The 17,257-nt window shown below is 45.9% G+C and carries 9 protein-coding genes and 2 pseudogenes; 1 reads left to right on the top strand and 10 read right to left on the bottom strand.

The features are described from left to right. Window positions 1-59: 59 nt before the first annotated feature. From HQN87_RS08780 to HQN87_RS08765, 4 genes are all read right to left on the bottom strand, one after another. Complete coding sequence (locus HQN87_RS08780; protein WP_173130793.1) at window positions 60-1,427, bottom strand: ABC transporter substrate-binding protein; 1,368 nt, start codon at window positions 1,425-1,427, stop codon at window positions 60-62. A 187-nt stretch (window positions 1,428-1,614) separates the two neighbouring features. Further along, window positions 1,615-3,222 (bottom strand): response regulator, encoded by a 1,608-nt coding sequence (locus tag HQN87_RS08775; RefSeq protein WP_173130790.1) that lies wholly within the window; start codon window positions 3,220-3,222, stop codon window positions 1,615-1,617. A gap of 39 nt (window positions 3,223-3,261) precedes the next feature. Continuing rightward, window positions 3,262-5,058: a sensor histidine kinase gene (locus HQN87_RS08770; protein WP_173130787.1), complete on the bottom strand. Its 1,797-nt coding sequence runs from the start codon at window positions 5,056-5,058 to the stop codon at window positions 3,262-3,264. A gap of 207 nt (window positions 5,059-5,265) precedes the next feature. Next, a complete protein-coding gene (locus HQN87_RS08765; protein WP_173130784.1) occupies window positions 5,266-8,349 on the bottom strand; it encodes a glycoside hydrolase family 2 TIM barrel-domain containing protein in 3,084 nt (1,027 codons plus the stop codon). 139 nt (window positions 8,350-8,488) lie between these two features. Between HQN87_RS08765 and HQN87_RS08760 the strand changes: the two genes are divergently transcribed. Continuing rightward, window positions 8,489-9,337, top strand: coding sequence for a helix-turn-helix domain-containing protein (locus tag HQN87_RS08760; protein WP_173130780.1), 849 nt, complete (start codon window positions 8,489-8,491; stop codon window positions 9,335-9,337). Window positions 9,338-9,435: 98 nt separating this feature from the next. Here the strand turns inward: HQN87_RS08760 and HQN87_RS08755 are convergent, their stop codons facing one another. The 6 genes and pseudogenes from HQN87_RS08755 to HQN87_RS08730 all read right to left on the bottom strand — a co-directional run bounded on the left by HQN87_RS08755 (window position 9,436) and on the right by HQN87_RS08730 (window position 17,225). Then, window positions 9,436-9,615: a hypothetical protein gene (locus tag HQN87_RS08755; RefSeq protein ID WP_173130254.1), complete on the bottom strand. Its 180-nt coding sequence runs from the start codon at window positions 9,613-9,615 to the stop codon at window positions 9,436-9,438. A 146-nt stretch (window positions 9,616-9,761) separates the two neighbouring features. Then, window positions 9,762-10,043: pseudogene (locus tag HQN87_RS08750) on the bottom strand (sigma-70 family RNA polymerase sigma factor); the annotation flags it as partial. A gap of 179 nt (window positions 10,044-10,222) precedes the next feature. Next, window positions 10,223-10,402: pseudogene (locus tag HQN87_RS32295) on the bottom strand (hypothetical protein); the annotation flags it as partial. Between the two features lie 14 nt (window positions 10,403-10,416). Continuing rightward, window positions 10,417-12,531, bottom strand: a complete 2,115-nt coding sequence (locus tag HQN87_RS08740; RefSeq protein WP_173130777.1) for a serine hydrolase domain-containing protein — start codon at window positions 12,529-12,531, stop codon at window positions 10,417-10,419. A 627-nt stretch (window positions 12,532-13,158) separates the two neighbouring features. Further along, entirely contained in the window at window positions 13,159-13,860 is a 702-nt protein-coding gene (gene sigK / locus HQN87_RS08735) for an RNA polymerase sporulation sigma factor SigK (protein ID WP_173130774.1), read from the bottom strand. A 128-nt stretch (window positions 13,861-13,988) separates the two neighbouring features. Continuing rightward, window positions 13,989-17,225 carry a DEAD/DEAH box helicase gene (locus tag HQN87_RS08730; RefSeq protein WP_173130771.1) on the bottom strand — a complete coding sequence of 1,079 codons (3,237 nt, stop codon included), beginning with the start codon at window positions 17,223-17,225 and terminating at the stop codon, window positions 13,989-13,991. Window positions 17,226-17,257 lie beyond the last annotated feature (32 nt).

The following is a 17,257-nucleotide window of genomic DNA, read 5'->3' as shown; positions in this document are numbered from 1 at the left end:
AATTTGTGTCTAAACCCCCTTGGATCTATCCGAAGGGGATTTAGCAGTTATTGCGCCTTTTATTTGTCAAACCACGTATTCTCACTCCAGATCTTGTTCATCTCCACATTAAAATCTTCGGCTGCGTACTCGCCCGTTAATAAATTTGCTCCTTGCGTAGACATTTCGGCAGACGTCCGCGAATCTAGCGAATTCAGCGCCATTGACGCGATTTTATTAGGAATCGGACTGTACCAGTCAACGAACTTCTGCATCAGCGGGCTCCGGTCCATGGCCTGGTTTCCTGTCTGCAAAGATATCGGAGCACCGAGAGATTCAAAGTATAACGCATCCGCCATGGCCAGGAATTCGGCAAGCTTGACAGCCTCTTCAGGGTGCTCCGTTTTGCCGTTGACCGCATAACCGTTAAGCGGAGAGCCCCAGAACTGTACGGTCTCTGTCGGGCTATACTTCTCGCTGGCGCTCGGAAACGGGAAGAAGTCAACCGTTTCGTCTTTTGCGAGATTTGGCAGCTCCCAGGTAAACATCCATAGCATAGCCGCCTTTTTGGATGTGAACATTTCCATCGCCGGGCCGTAATCCAAATTGGAGATACCGTCCGGGAACACGCCTTCCTTGACCAGCGTTTCGATGCGGGCCGCTCCTTCCTTGACGGATGGATTGTTGAAGTCCGTTTTGTTGCTGACAAGGTCCGCCATCGCCTGCGGATCACCGATTTGAATCATTTGCTGCAGCATAAAGAGCTTCGGTCCCCACCCGTCCTTGCCCGGAGTCACAGCCGGTACCATGCCCTTGCTCTTGAGCGTCTTCGAGATTTGAATCAGCTCATCGAACGTAGTAGGCACTTTAACCCCTGCTTTCTCGAACATATCTTTGTGATAGAAGATAACAGGGCTAAAATAAGTGTCCGCTCCGGAAGACAAGCTGTAGATCCCGTTATCGACATGCTTTAACGCGTCAGGCACCGAGTATTTATCCAAGAAACCGTCTTTGGAAATATAAGATGTCAAATCCAGAATGCTACCTGTGCTTTTCAATGGCGTAAAGAAACCGGCATCATTCCAGAATACGTCCGGCATATCTCCAGAAGCATTCAATGTCTTCAATTTGTTGGCCATTTCTTCACCGCCGCCGCCGGGCTCAAACTCGATTTCAAGATTAGGAAGCGCTGCAGCAATATTTGGTTTGATGAATTTTTCCATAATGTTGTTGCGGTTCTCGTCCGTCGTAAGCGTTATGACTCTCATTTTGATTTTTTTGCCGTCCGTCTTCGTTGTATCTTTGGTCTCCTCCGTGCTCACTGCCGAGGGCGACGGATTGTCGGTTGACTGGCTGGAACTTGTTTCTTTCCCACTGCTGCATGCCGATGTAACCAGTAAAACACTCGCCATAAGGAACATAGCTGATACCTTCGACCTCGTTTTCATTGTTTACCTCCCCTATTTATCGAAGCGGATATCGGATTGATATTGAAAGCGTTATCAATCTTGTGATCATTTTACGAATCTTCCTACACTTAGTACAGAGATTATTCTCGGGCCAGCAGTAAAATTAACGGCAAAAAAATAGACGCTAAAGGCAAAGTTTTCACTTTCCCTCTAACGTCTGCATAGGCTACCGGCTTTGATTCACATATTTGCTGGGCGTGATTCCCATATATTTTTTGAAGCATTTACTGAAATAATTGGCGTCCGCATACCCCACCCGGTTCGCTACGTTTTGGATAACCTTCTCTCCCTGATCAAAAAGCTCTTTTGCTTTCGTAATCCGTATTTCGGTCAGGTAGTCATTGATCGTGAAGGTCGTTTCTTTTTTGAACACGAAGCAAAGATGATTATAATTCATATGAACGCTTTTAGCGATATCTTCAATTCGTAATTCTTCATTGCCATAGTGCCTCGAAATATACGTTTTGACCTCCTCTATGACTTTGAAGGCTCTATTGGGTTTGCGGCTATGCACATGGTCCATGGCCTTTAGAATTAAAACACGTATCCAGTCCTCCAGCTCGTTGAAGGTTTTCATCCGCTGAACGTGTTGGATCATATCGGGTTGTGTCGTATTTAGGAAGACATCTTCAAAGGTTTGCGAGGCTTCGGACAAAAATTCCAGGCAGGTGGAGACGATTTCGATTCCGGCGAGCAGCAGCATTTCCATCGTTGCATGTTTAACGCGAGTATCATGAAAAAAAACCGCGAGCCATTCTGCCGTCTCGGACGGCTGTCCGCTTCGCATGTGCATCAGCAAGCCGCTTCTTTTCTCCACCGAGAACAACCCAGCCTTAATCCCGGGTTCCGCGATCAAGGAATGTGCAAACACCTTATTCCCACCCCTGACAAACCGATGCTTCAAGGCGATTAACGCTTCCTTGTACGAAACGGAAACCGACTCAAACTTGTCGTAACTATTCCCTAAGCCGATCGTTACCGTACAGTCCAGATTGTCCTGCACGTATAATCGAATACGTTCGCAAATCGTTTCCAGCCTGTTGAAGGAGCCGTCAGATGAGCCTATGATTAGAACCAGACGAGCATCATGATCGTGACAGCCGGCACACTGAAAGGCACCTTGCATCTCATTTTGGGCGATGTCTTGTAGCCTGGCTCTGCGAATCCGCATCCCCTCCTCAAGATTCCTCTCATCGCTTGAATCCAGGTCGGCAACAACCGCCCGATAATGCAGCCCTTCCAGCTCTATTCCCAAATCATTGAACCGGTCCTGTTCGGAATGTGCTCTAGAGCTACCAGTGCCCTGCAGCCAACTGTGCAGCACTCGCTCCTTCATGGCAGACAAGCCTTCGCTCGCCTGCTTTCTTAAATCGTCCAATTCAAGCTTCCCCAGACGCTCCGTTCGTATAAGTTCCTTTATATCTAATAAGGAGCTTTGTAGTTCTTCTTCGTTGATGGGTTTCAGCACGTAATTAACAACGCCTAACCGCACGGCCTGTCTGGCATACCCGAATTCGCTGTGACCTGACAATACCAGAAATTTAGTGGTCTGGTCGCGCTCCTTGGCTTTGTGTATGAACTCCAACCCATCCATAATCGGCATATTCATATCGACCAATACAACATCTGGCTCTAACTCGGTCATCTGCTCCAGTGCTTCCGCCCCGTTTTTGGCTTCCCCTGCAATTTGAAAACCCAGCTCACTCCATGGCAGCGATATCTTCAAGGCTTGCCTGAAGTAATATTCATCATCGACGATAAGCACTTTGTACATGGTCATATCTCCTATTCTGTTCACTCCTTGGATTGCGGATTAATGATAACGCAGAGGCAGCACGACTATAATTTTCGTATAAACGCCGTATTCGCTTTCAACCTGCAGACCGTATCTTTCCCCGTACAGCATTCGGATCCGATTGGATACGCTTCTGATCCCAAATCCGTTAATTTCATCAGGAACGCTGGTCCCGTCCATAATTGCCTTGATTTGATTCTTGTGCATACCGGCGCCGTTATCATAAATTTCAATTTCCAGCTGGTTTCCGTTTCGCCTTCCTGAAATGCGTATGATTCCTTTTTCCTTTTTAAGCTTCAATCCGTGATAGATCGCATTCTCGACGATGGGCTGCAAGGTCAGCTTCGGTATCGAATAGGACATAATGTCATGGTCAATTTCCATCGTATACTCCATATATTCCACATAACGCAGCTGTTGAATTTCCAAATAGCTTTCTGTTAAACGCATCTCTTCACCTATCGGGATGATATCATCACCTTTGCTTAACGAGATCTTATAGAAATTCGCCATGTATTGGGCTGCCTGTATGGCTTGCTTCCCTAAGCCTAGCTTAATGAGCGAAATAATCGTTTCCACCGTGTTGTACAAAAAATGAGGCTTCACTTGCGATTGCAGCAATTTAAATTCGATCTCAGCCTTTGTCCTTTGTTTCTCAACGTTTTCGGCCATCAGCGCCTCCATACGATCCATTAAGTTATTGAAGCCCTCGCTTAAATATCCGATCTCGTCTTTGGATTGGTAGGGGCTCCTGACTTGCATCTGTCCAGACCGGATCTGCCTCATGGTCTTGGCAAGCTGGAAGATGTGCCGTGTGATCGATCGGGACAGCAGGAAGGACACAATTAATGCCAGTAACAAACATGCTGCACCGACCCCGAGAATCAATTGATTGATTTCTTTCCGGCCTGAAGAAATATTCTTCATAGGGATAGCGCTTACAATTGTCCATTTCAACGGTTCGAAGCGATGGGTGAATATCAGCATTTCTTCACTTCCGCTGCCCTGGGTAAACGTTGTGTCTTTCCCCGTCTCGGGAAGACTTATGGAGACGGCTTCCTTGAAATCCCGGTATAACTTGGCTTTATTCTGTGAGGAAATAATCCGGCCGGCGGAATCAACGATATAAAAATCCCCGCCCTTATTTTCCCCTTCCTCGTAAATCGAGGCAATCGTCGTTTCTTTCACGTACAAAAAAATTCTGCCTATCATTTTACCGGTATCCTTGTGAATAACCGTCTTGGACACCGCAAATACGCTGTCTTCACCCTCATACAAAAATCCGAATTTAATTAAACTTGTCCAGACGGGTAAATAGTAACGATCCTCCGGTCCATAACCGTCACCAAATATGCGTGAAGCATAGGCGTTATCAGCGAACCCGACGTCCACCCAATGATGATTCGAGGTGAGGATGCTTACCGCTTTGATTTTTGTGTTAGGCTCCACAATATTGCTGATCGTCTCTGAAAGTGTTTTTTTCATCGAAAGATTATTTAACCCCCCAACCGGCTTGCTGTCCTCGTGCTTAGTATTTAATAACAAATCGTTATACAGCTCGTTCTGCAACCGATAGTCGCTGGCCAGAATTTTTGAATAATCTTCAATGGTTGATACCAAGGTTTGAAGGTTGTTCTGGATCAGCACAAGCTCCCGCGATGAATTATTGATCTCTTTCTCAATAATGGCCTTCTGTGAGATCGTATTGGCAAAGTACGACTGAGTGGAAATAAATACGACAATGATTAAGATATTCGAGATGAAGATTTTGTTTTTGATGGAAATCCCGCCTATATACATCGAGAACCCTTTCACTAACGCGATGACCTCCTTTCTTTTCCCCTACTAAAGATCATATATTTCTTTGTATGTCATAATAACACTCCACAACAGTGAAAACTTTATTTTTAAAATATTTTTCTGGAATTAATCCAGCACCTTGACCTAACAAAAAAAGCAACCTCCCTGTTGGAAAGTTGCTTTTAAAATGCTCTATTGTAAGTCTACAGGCTATTATCCTTCTTAAGAAATGATTTCTATAGTTACCGTGTAAACATAGACACCTTTCTTAATTTTATAGGGATCGTGAATATTTTTGGTCCAGCCGGTATCTCCGCCAAGACCTGCATGTTTGTAATCAATATTAAGATAAACAGCATCTGAATGTCCCAGCTCGTCTTCATAGGCGGCGTTGTCATATTGCTCAATACTGTGCCCATGAATATCGAAATGGAAATGTCCCGCTGCCGATACTTTTACTGCTTGTTCTTCGGATGACAAATATAAATACCGGACATCCTCCTTACCACCGCATTCTACCGGTAAGATATAGGGAACGTGCTGCTGTTCTACAGTGCTCTCATAGACTCCAACAAATGCAGCAGATTTACGATCCGCGTAGTTTTCCCATGGCCCGCGGCCATACCATTTCATATTCTTCCAGACATCGGAGAACTTAAAGCTTAGTCCAATTCTTGGGAGAGTGTCGACCTTGGCATTGTTCACAACGGTATTTGTGATTTCTATCCCTTTGCCGCCGACGGTATAATTGGTTTTGGTTTCAATACATCCATGATAGATACCATGAACTTGAATGATAACAGCAGCGGGTGCTGCAAATACCCGAATATTCTTGATTTCTTTCTCATTGGAATGGAGCCCGAGAGCTTGCCATTCATCTGCATAATTGGACGATTCAAGATGAATACCTCCATCAATTCCTGTTGGCGGGCGATAGAAGTTATTGGTTCCTCCCGTGAAATAATTCTTGTGATTGTATTTTACAGAGATGAACTCTGCCGTTTCTTTCGAGAAAAGAACTGTTGTATTTTCATTATATATACGAATTTCATTTGTCGTTTCATCATACTTCAAGCTATCCTTTTCAATATCTCCGGTATGCACTTTATTAACAGAATCCTTAATCTCTATCTGGCAGGCATAAATACAGGTTCCCTTCTTAGAATAAAAGGTGTCCTCGTCCAAATAAGCATAGAAATTAAGAAAAGCTTCCCCGGAGACTTTAGACGAATCGTATGGCGCTTGAAGCTTATCAACGGTTCCGGGTGCTGTGTGATATTTAGGCAAACTACCGCTTTCCATCACATTGCCATCGCAAACCAGCTCCCAAGCCATATTCAAATGGCTTAAATCCCGATGCGTGTAATGATTATAAATTCGATAGCCATCATTCCCAGGCATGTAATCCATTTGGATAGGAGATTGTACATTTTTGATTTCATTCGCAGCCGGCTTGAGCGTGAGATCAGGGAAAACAATACCATTCAGGCACATATCAGGTGCAGGATCAGTAACCTCTTCCTGAAATGCCCCGCCATAGACATACTTTTTATTTCCGTCTTTATCCTGCTTAACCAGCGCTTTATCCTGAAAATCCCAAATAAATCCTCCTTGAAACCGCGGGAATTTATGAATGAGATCCCAAAATTCCTTAAAGTTTCCGTTACTGTTACTTTTCGCGTACGCATATTCACACATAATAAAAGGACGCAAATCTTCGCTTTCAGCCATGACATCCAGGATCCAATCTTTCTGAGGATACATAGGCGCCATAATATCGGAGATGTTTGCCGGAGGATTCAGAGACTCATACTGAACGTACCTTGTTTTGTCATACTCCTTAATCCAGCCGTACATCGCAGCATGATTCGCTCCATAACCGGATTCATTACCCAGAGACCAGAGAATAATGGATGGATGATTCTTATCTCTCAGAACCATCCGTGTAGCCCGTTCCATATACGCATTTGTCCATTCGGGGGATGCGCTTAACTGGCCGCCAAGACCGTGTGTTTCAATATTGGCTTCATCCACCAGGTAAATGCCCAGTTCATCACACAGGTCATACCATTCGATTGCGTGCGGATAGTGACTTGTTCTTACCGCATTGATATTCAGCGATTTCATGACCTTGATCTGCTCGCGCATATATTCTGTTGTTACGGCTCGTCCTGTTTCAGGACAAAAGGCGTGAAGATTGGTTCCCCGTATAATGAGACGCTTCCCGTTAATTCTCAGGATCCCTTTTCGATCGATATTCACTTCACGGAAGCCGACATTCGCGCTCTCAATATCAACTACATTTCCAGACAAATCAATCATTTCTAATACCAATTTATAGAGATAAGGGCTCTCGTCGCTCCACAATTGAGGATTTGAAATGGTTTTCGTAACCTTTGCTACATATTTTTCCCGCAGGTAGAAATCACAATCCGCAAATTTTGGCGTTTCAAACTCAGTAACCAATTTCTGTTCGCTATCATACAGGGACAACCGCACATGGGCCTCACCATAACCATTCACTTGATTATTAGGTGCAACCGTCACTTTTAATTCGGCATTGTTGTAATTCCCTGAAAAGAGGGTTTCGATCTTATAATCATGAATGCGCACACGTGGTTTTGCATAAATGAGAACATCCCGGTAGATCCCCGAGAGATGCCAGTAATCCTGATCCTCCAGATAAGTACCGGCTCCAAACCGCATCACCTGAACCGCTATACGGTTTTGTCCCTTTTGAATGTAATCCGTGATATCAAAAGAAGCGTTAAGCTTACTGTCCTGAGAATAGCCAACCATTTTGCCGTTTAACCAAAGATAAAAACACGATTCTACACCTCCAAAGTCGATAAATATATCCCTTTCGTTAAAATGTTCGTCAACTTCAAACGTAAGGACATAGCAACCGGTAAGGTTATTCTCTGGCACATGAGGCGGATTCAAAATGTATTCATTATTCCTGAGTTGAATTTCGTGACTTGAACCCTCCCCTTTTTGAACAAAGGGATACAACATATTGGTGTATACAGGTTTTCCATACCCCGAAAGCTCCCAATTGGAAGGAACCGGAATATTATCCCAATGGGAAACATCATGTTCAGGACTATAGAATTCATCCGTTACTTCATCGGGAGATCCGAACATTTTAAACTTCCACATTCCATTCAGGCTTTTTACGTATTTAGACTTTCTCCGGTCTCCGCTTAAAGCCTGTTCAACGGTTTCGTATACTCCGTAGGGCTCATGCATGGGATAACGGTTTTTTTGAGTAACATATTGATTCTCCCAATCTCTGCTTAGCTTCATTGGCTTAAATAACACTCCCATCCATTGTTCTAATTGGTTGATCTTTCAATGTAGATGCCCCTATAATATAAGGAAAATCCCTTGTATTAAATGTTGAGTATGGTATTTCATTTATCCATTTTGGTAGGAGTGTGAATACATGAATTTTGCAGACATTAATGAAAATGATGTAATCTACCGCTGTATCGGTAAAGATTTTAATCAGGGTATTGTATCTTGCGGCTTTATGCGGAAAAGATCAGCAGAGCGTTCTCAATATGATTTTAAGATAGGTTATTACAGCTGTTTTGTAGTATTGCAAGGCAGTGGAACGTTTATTTCGACGGACGGTACCGTTACTCCTATGCAAGCAGGTGATCTGGTTCAACGTTTACCAGAACGTTTGCACACTACTGCAATTGAACCAGATGGGAATTGGATCGAATTTTATATCAGTGTCGGGTATCCTGTCTATTCATATTTAAAGACACTTGGAATTATTAATTCCGACAAGGAAGTCCAATCGACACAACATACAAATGATTTTTTCTTTGATTTTGTTTCCTTACTGAAAGCCTTGAAAAGTGCAACAGATGAAAGTCTTCCCTCCCTGCTAATGAAGTCTCAGGATTTGATTATCCGATTACACAGTAGCATTCATAATGCTCATAGCAATGAAAATGATAGTAAAATAACAAAAGCCTGTGAGCTGATTAGTGTCTCCAATGATATTCACTTTGATATTCAGGAAGTGGCATCTGCCGTGAATATGGGCTACGAGAACTTTCGAAAATTTTTCAAAGAGACTACCGGGATTTCCCCTAAGCGATATCACACTGAGCATTTAATGAGACAGGCCAAAATGATGCTGCTCTCCGGACTTCCCATCAAACACGTAGCCGTTAGTCTGGGTTACGGGGATATATATTCATTCACCAAACAATTTACGAAGTCAGAAGGGGTATCTCCAGGACGATATATCCGTAAAACAAAACCTGTTCAAAATTAAGTTTGAACAACAAAAAGCAACTCATCCGCAGACAAGTTGCTTTATAAATGCGCTATTGTTAACAGATTCCTGCAAACACAAACATCGTTGCAACAGTTTCATTCATAAGTGAAATCCTGTTCATTCAATTTTTCAATCTTTCCTGTGGTATATTCTTTTACGATTTGTCCTTCAGCTGTCTTATAGACTATATATGTCCCATATGCTTTGGCATCCAATCTCGCACGGTCACCCGTTAACCGGATCAATTTAGCAAGGTCCTTCGTAAGATTCATCATTACACAAACACCTCATTTTTCACTTATAGTTCGAGTATATCACAGTACAGTGTAATTTATATCACCCTAAGCTCTATGCATAAACGCATAAATAACCTGCAGGATCGAGACATCTAACATCTCATTCCTACAGGCAATTTCCTACCTCACCGCTTCACCTTATAAAACTCATGATACAGCTTCATCAGCGCCCTCTTCTCAATCCGCGACACATAACTCCGCGAGATCCCCAGATCCTTCGCAATCTCCCGCTGCGTCCGCTCTTCCCCGCCTGTATCGAGCCCAAACCGTCCAACCACGACTTCTTTCTCCCGTTCATCCAAAATATCGAGGTTACGATAGATTTTGCTTTTCTCGATTTTAAGGTCAACTTCTTTAATTACATCGTCCGCTTCCGAACCGAGAATGTCGATCAGCGTGATCTCGTTCGCGTAGCAACACGTTCAAAATTAAGTCGAACCTCACCAGATAGAATATTTTTTACCATAAAATCCCATTTATCTAGATATGTTCTCCAGTTACTCTTATGGCTTCTTTATGGATACAAATCCGGTGCGGATGGTCGATCCGTATGTTTGACTGGTTCGGCGGAATTTGTAGCACCTGCCAGTACATGAACGCCTTCGTCGGTCAGCGCATTTAGATAAGCAGGCCTAACAGCAGAGAACGTTTTTCCTTCACCGGTTTGCTGCTCGCTCAAAAATCTCTCGAGCAGAGCGATGGCAGCCATAATCTTGATATCGCAAGGCTGTAATCCTAGCTTTCTCTTCTCTGCTTCGCAGACTAATATACCATTTACTTCTAATACTTTAAATTATCCGCAAGCAACATCGTGAACAACAGAGCCGCCAACTCTTGTTTGTTTAACTCCCGTTGCGAGTCGAAATCGAAGGAACCGTTCGATTCGGTCACCTCCGGACCATGAAGCTTCAAGTCCATAACAGATTTGACGGAATCGACGGCCCACTTTGACGTGCCGGGCGCGAGCGCAACCGTGGGATCTGGCACCTTAAGTCCTAATCCCGCAACAAGTCGGATGAGGATGACGGCTGCCTCTTCACGGCGGATCGGACGATCCGGTTCGAACAGGCCGCCCCCGGTTCCATTCAGTAGGCCGATCTCCGCAGCCACTTGAATATCTTTTCGGTACGGAGAATCTTCAATGTCTAAGAACGAAGACGGGTTGACTGATCCCTGAATGCTTAATAATGCGGTAACCGCATGGATAAATGCTCCCCGTGTAACGGCTTGTAGAGGTTGAAACGGCTTTGACGGATCATCTGTCAAGTAACCGAACGACTGCAGACCGAGTATGTAACTGGCATACGGATGATTGGCCGATATGTCTGGAAATCCGGCCGAATCCTCTGACATTTTGGCTGCATAGGTGACGTAATTAGTGTATTTCAGGTAGATGATGCGGCCGTCGGCATCCGTCTTGAATGCGAGTGGCTTACCCTCTTCATCCAAGAACAATAGATCGTTCACCTGCTTTAGCACGTGGCGGCCATTTAAGTTACTCACGATTAGTACACCTTTACCTGCGGCTTCGACTTTGGCAAGAAATTTGTACCGCAAATCGGAATACAGACCTTCGAATTTAGCAAGATCGTCTTCGGACTGCGGCTTGAAGTCCTTCGATCCGAACGTAGTTTTGCCACCAGCATAATAATGATCCATAAATGCGGTAAACAGGTCAGCGCGCAGCTCCTCATTCATACTGTATGAAACGAAGACACCCGTTTTGCGGTCTGGCAGCAGCCACATCAACGAACTGAAACCTAGAAGATCGCCACCTTTGGAGATTACGTGTTCCCCGTTCGTTTTGGACGGAACAACAGGCGCTTCAAAGCCGTATGTCGTGTCCGGCCAATCTGGATGAATGGCCATGTGGTAGGTCGACATCGCTTTCACCGATTCGGGCGACAGGATAACGGTGCCGTTAGCTGTCCGACCATCATTCAGCAAAGTTTTCATAAACAGCGCCATATCGGAAGCGGTCGAAATCATGCTGCCCTCTGGCCACTCACTTGGTGAAAAAGAGTACAACGGAATGACATTACCCGCCACATCGTAAGAAGTTGCAAGCCGTCCAACCAAATCCTTAGTCAGGCTAAAGCTACTGGAGGTCATGCCGAGCGGTTGGAATAAATGCTTTTGAATATAGCTCCCGAAGGGCTCTCCGCTTACCTGCTGGACGATGTATCCTTGAAGCTCCGATGCGAAATTATCGTACATGTATGACGTTCCGGGCTTTCGAACGACTGGCGGGAACTGATTGAAGATGTTTTCTTTCAGCGAGATCGGCTTCTGGGAATCATCGACCAGGAAGTTGGCATCTGTAATTTCGCGCACTTCAAAACCGGTCGTATGTGTTAACAGATTCCCTATCGTGACCGGTGTACCGAAGGGATTGGTTACTTTGTAACGGTTCAGATACTTTTCAATGTTGTCCTGAAGTGAAATTTTCCCTTGATCTATAAGTTGCATGATGGCGGTTGCCGTGAATACTTTTGAAACGGATCCAATCCTGTAGGTGGTCTTTCTTGCGTCTACCGGCGACTTCGACGTTTGGTCGGTTGCACCGTAGCCTTTGGATGCGAGTACTTTCCCGTCTTGAACAACGGAAACCGTAATGGACCCGGCCTTTTGTTTGATGGCATCCTTGGCAAAAAAAGCATCTAGGAACGCCTCTACTTCCTCGGCTTCACGAGGTCCGCTCGTAAAATTTTCCGATGCGGCGGCTACCTCAGATAACGGAAGTACGGTGCTGCCGAGTGAGGCAAGTTGTTTGACGGCGACAGACGGATTGGATTCAGTCTGCTGTTGCGCGTGCGCGCTTGTTTCTGCAACAAGACTGAGCGTCAGCAGAGCGGTCAGGATGCCGATCGTGCGGTGGTTTCGTTTCTTGTCCAATAAAATCCTCTCCTAGCTTTCATATAATTTGAACTTGCTGTATCAACAAGAATCATAACTTGGACTAGAGAAGTTGTATTCAGACTTGGGGCGGGTTGTAATTATACTTGCGGCGTGGCTTAATTTAGGCCTGGGGCGGGGCTTAATTTAGACTTCAGGTGTGGTTAACGAAGCCAGTTGGAAGAAATAACGTCAGATGAAAAAGGCGCCCCATGGTATTCACAACTGAAATGTATTCTATCGTATTAAACCATATCGCGTTTTATCTTCTTTTTTCACAACAAAACCAATCACACTCATATCATCCTCTTCATTCATAATTTCGACATACAAAGGCGTAGTACATCGGTGTCCCTACATTTTGTCCTGGTTTGCTCTTGATCTTGATTTTCCTCCTTGGCTAACTACTGAACCCGTCATTAGCACCCTTTTTTCAGTAAACATATTCATAACAACTAAATAGTAGACAAATAGATAACCCATAACCTTTTTTTGTAGAACTATGTTCTTTCGATAAATATACGTTTAAAAACAATAGATGTGTTTTGCTAATATATTCCCTTGATTGAAACGCATTTATACGCACAAAAAAACAGCCTGCCCGTAGACAAGCTGCTCTGTTGTATTCTAACGCTTCACCTTATAAAACTCATGATACAGCTTCATCAGCGCCCTCTTCTCAATCCGCGACACATAACTCCGCGAGATCCCTAAGTCCTTCGCAATCTCCCGCTGCGTCCGCTCTTCTCCGCCGGTATCCAGGCCGAAGCGCCCGACGACGACTTCCTTTTCCCGTTCATCCAATATATCAAGATTACGATAGATTTTGCTCTTCTCAATCTTCAGATCCACTTCCTTGATCACATCATCCGCTTCCGAGCCGAGGATATCAATCAGCGTGATCTCATTCCCTTCCTTATCGGTCCCGATCGGATCGTGCAGGGACACGTCTTTCCGGGTCTTTTTCAGCGAACGGAGATGCATCAATATTTCGTTTTCTATACATCTAGCCGCAAAAGTAGCCAGCTTCGTGCCCTTGTTCGGGCGGTAGCTCTCGATGGCCTTGATCAGCCCAATCGTGCCGATGGAGATCAGGTCCTCCATATCTTCGCCGGTGTTGTCGAATTTCTTCACTATATGGGCAACCAGCCTCAGGTTATGCTCAATCAGCAGGTTTCGCGCTTTGGCATCTCCTTCGGCCATCATCCCTAAGTATTTGCTCTCATCCTGCTCCGATAGAGGTTGGGGAAAAGCGTTGTTCCTTACGTAAGATACCAGCAGCGTCAGTTCTTTGATCAGCAGTGCAATCGTGCTTATGATTCCAGGCAACTTGGCGACACCTCCCGCACATGTACAATGAAACCGATCAGCAATGAGAACAACGGGTTCATGGTCCTTTTATTGTATGTGGGTAGGTGCCTAGAAGTGCATGTACGGGGAAAATAGGTACGGGCTTCCTACACCCGGAGCAGCTCGCGGATATCCTCTTCCGACAGCCTGGTGGTCTTGTTCTCGCCAGCTTCGATGACCTCTTCGATGAGATCTTTTTTGCGCTGCTGGAGCTCCAGAATCTTCTCCTCGATAGAGCCTTCTGTGATCAGCCGGATCACCTGCACCACATTCCGCTGCCCCATCCGGTGCGCTCTTCCGATGGCTTGCTCTTCTACTGCCGGATTCCACCACAGGTCATATAAAATAACCGTGTCCGCGCCGGTCAGATTAAGGCCCGTTCCGCCTGCTTTGAGCGAGATCAGGAACACTTCTCCTTCGCCTTCATTGAAACGCCTGCACAACTCCACCCGCTCCCTGGCCGGAGTCGAGCCATCCAGATAAAAGGGCTGGACCCCCGCATCGTCTAAGCTTTGCCGGATCAACGCCAACATACTGGAGAATTGCGAGAACACCAGCATTCTCCGGCCTGAATCGCGGCATTCCTGCACGGTCTCGAGCAATTGCGCGAGCTTGCCGGAGCCGCCCGTATAATTCTCGATGAACAATGAAGGATGGCAGCAGATTTGCCGCAGCCGGGTAATTCCCGCCAGAATCTTCATCCGGCTCTTATGGAATCCGTCCGTAAGCAAATCCTGTTCGGTATCTTCACGGAGCCTCGCTAAGTAAGCGAGATACACCTGTTTCTGCTCGTCCAGCAGCTCCGTGCGCTGTTCGGTATCAATGCGGTCTGGCAGCTCCTCCAGAACCTCTTTTTTGAGCCGCCGCATTATAAAGGGAGACACGATGCTGGCGATACGTCCGGCAGGCAGCTCCTTGAAGGTCAATCGTCCGGTGAACAGCGCCGGGAAGACGGTGCTGAAAATAGCTTCCAGCTCATCCACCGAATTCTCAATCGGTGTGCCCGTCAACGCAAACTTCCTTGCAGCCTTAAGCGATTTAACCGCTTGGGCGGTTTGGGAGGCCGAGTTTTTGATCGCCTGGGCTTCATCCAGAATTAGCGCATGAAAGGTTATGCCGGAATACAGATCAATATCCCTGCGGAGAAGAGGGTACGAGGTAATGATCACATCCGCTTCTTCCACGGCCTTACTCTCCAGCAGACCACTGCGCTCCTCCTTCTGCCCTGCCGCCACCAGTACGTTAACTGCTGGTGCAAACCGGGCGAACTCATGGCTCCAGTTATAGGTTAAGGATGCCGGACACAGAATCAGCACCGGAGCTCTCCCCTGTACCTCGGACGGCATCTCAGCCAGCTCGGAGCAGATATAAGCAATACTCTGGATGGTTTTACCCAGCCCCATGTCATCCGCCAGAATTCCGCCGAACCTGAACTTCGACAACGTCTTCATCCACTGGAAGCCTCGGGCCTGATAATCCCGGAGAACCAGCCTCAGCTCAGCGGGCAGCTCGAATTCCAGACTGTCCGGCTCCCGCAGCTGGTCCAGGAATTCCCGTAAGGACTTGCCCCACTTCGTATGCTTGAAGCCATGCCCCCGCTCTGGAAGCTGAAGAGCTTGTACGGAGGGCAGGCGGATTACCGAGTGTTTAAGATCCCTTTGCCTGAGATTCAGCCGTTCGGCAACGGTACCGAATTCGCTGAAGCTGTCCACGGCAATAGGCAGAAAAGCCCCGCTGCGCAGGCGGACATACTTCCTTTTCTCCACAATCGCCTGCATGACCCGAACGGTCTCCTCCTCATTCAAGCCTTCCAGCTCAAAAGAGATATCCAGCCAATCCAGACCTTCGCTCAGCTCCGCTTTCACTTTGGGAAATACTTTACGCTCTTGTACAAGTCTCTGAACAGCAGGGGTGACAAACAGCTCGGCAACCTCTTCCATAACCGGCACAAGCTCATATAACGCCTCGTAGATGACCGGCTCACTTACTGAAGCCCAGTGCTGCTGTTCCCGCCTGAGTGAAGAATGGTCCAGAACAGCAATGATCTTGTTCTCCTGCTGCACATTCCGGATCAGGATCTTCTGCTTGCGCGCTGCATCCACGCCATTCTCTTCCAGCGGATGAATCACAATCTCCTCATAATGAAATTCCAGCCGGAACGTTAAGGTGCCATCCACATAATCCAGATACAGCTTAGCCTGCAGTTCAGGCTCCACAATTCGCTCGCTTACTGCCTGTTCCACACTTACTTTCCCTAGCTTTCTTAAGGCTGGCAGCACCTGCTGTACGACCGATTCGATTTGTGCGGGAGCAATCTCAATGTTCTGCGATGCCGCAAACTGCTGCCTTAATAGTGAAATCATGCTTATAACATCGCTGTTTATTGAATATATCTTCCCGTTCATGATCATAGTGGAGTAGTCTGGAAACAACATCAGCTTATCCAGTGCTGAAGCTGACAGAACGTAGTCCTTCTTCTGCCCTGGTCCAATCGTAAATTCAAGCGGAGGTGCCTCTCCTGCAAGCTCAGCCCGAATTCCCGGGTTCCCCGATCGCCCCATAATGACATTCACCTCTGGAAAAAGCAGTTTAAGCTTGTCCCAGGCCAGCGGGGTGACGACAATTGTTTTCCCGTCCTTTAAGGAGCTATTATGATAGCTGGGGAGATCATTTCTATAAATTTTCTCAGTGTTTTTCATTAGAAGCAGCAGTTCAAGGAATTTCATATCCGTAGGATTAATATGCTGGTTTTCAGAATCGAAGGTAAATATACTCTTAAAGTATAGCGGCTTACGCTGCTCGAAATGCTCCAGAAACTCGTTTATTTTGGACACTACATACAGACGTTTGATTCCCACACGCATTTCAACGGAGAAGTGCGGACTGCTATTGTAACCACCATGAACGTTAAGCGTGAACTCAAACTGCAGCGAATCTGCATGACCGAATAGCACAGGCTCACTCTCTCTGGTAAGAACTGATTTCTGAAAAGAAGAAATAAGCTGCTCCATCTGGTTGTATTTAGACTTATTTACGCGTCTGGATGGAGCAGCTTGTGCATCGGTAGGCTCCTTAATCTGCCGCATGTGTATAGCAATAAGTGTTGCCGCCACATGTTTACAGTTACTATAGTTCTCAAAGGCAGGACAAGAACAGTCTGCTTTGAAGGTATCGGTACGGTCATAAATATCAATATTTACCTCATATACTTTCCTTCCCTTCACCTGTGCACCATAGCTGCTATCATCCGGATAGAAGGTAAGGCTGCGGACACACCCCTGTTCATAATAAGACTTCCCCCGGTTATAAAAGTCAGTTCCGCAGAAGTCTCTAATTGTTCTCATAGTAATCTTCATAATAATCACCTTCTCAATAT

Origin of the sequence: Paenibacillus tritici, assembly GCF_013204885.1 — a bacterium.
Taxonomy (GTDB): domain Bacteria; phylum Bacillota; class Bacilli; order Paenibacillales; family Paenibacillaceae; genus Paenibacillus_AQ; species Paenibacillus_AQ tritici.
The sequence above is the reverse complement of the archived record's forward strand: the minus strand, read 5'-3'. Positions and strand labels throughout refer to the sequence as shown.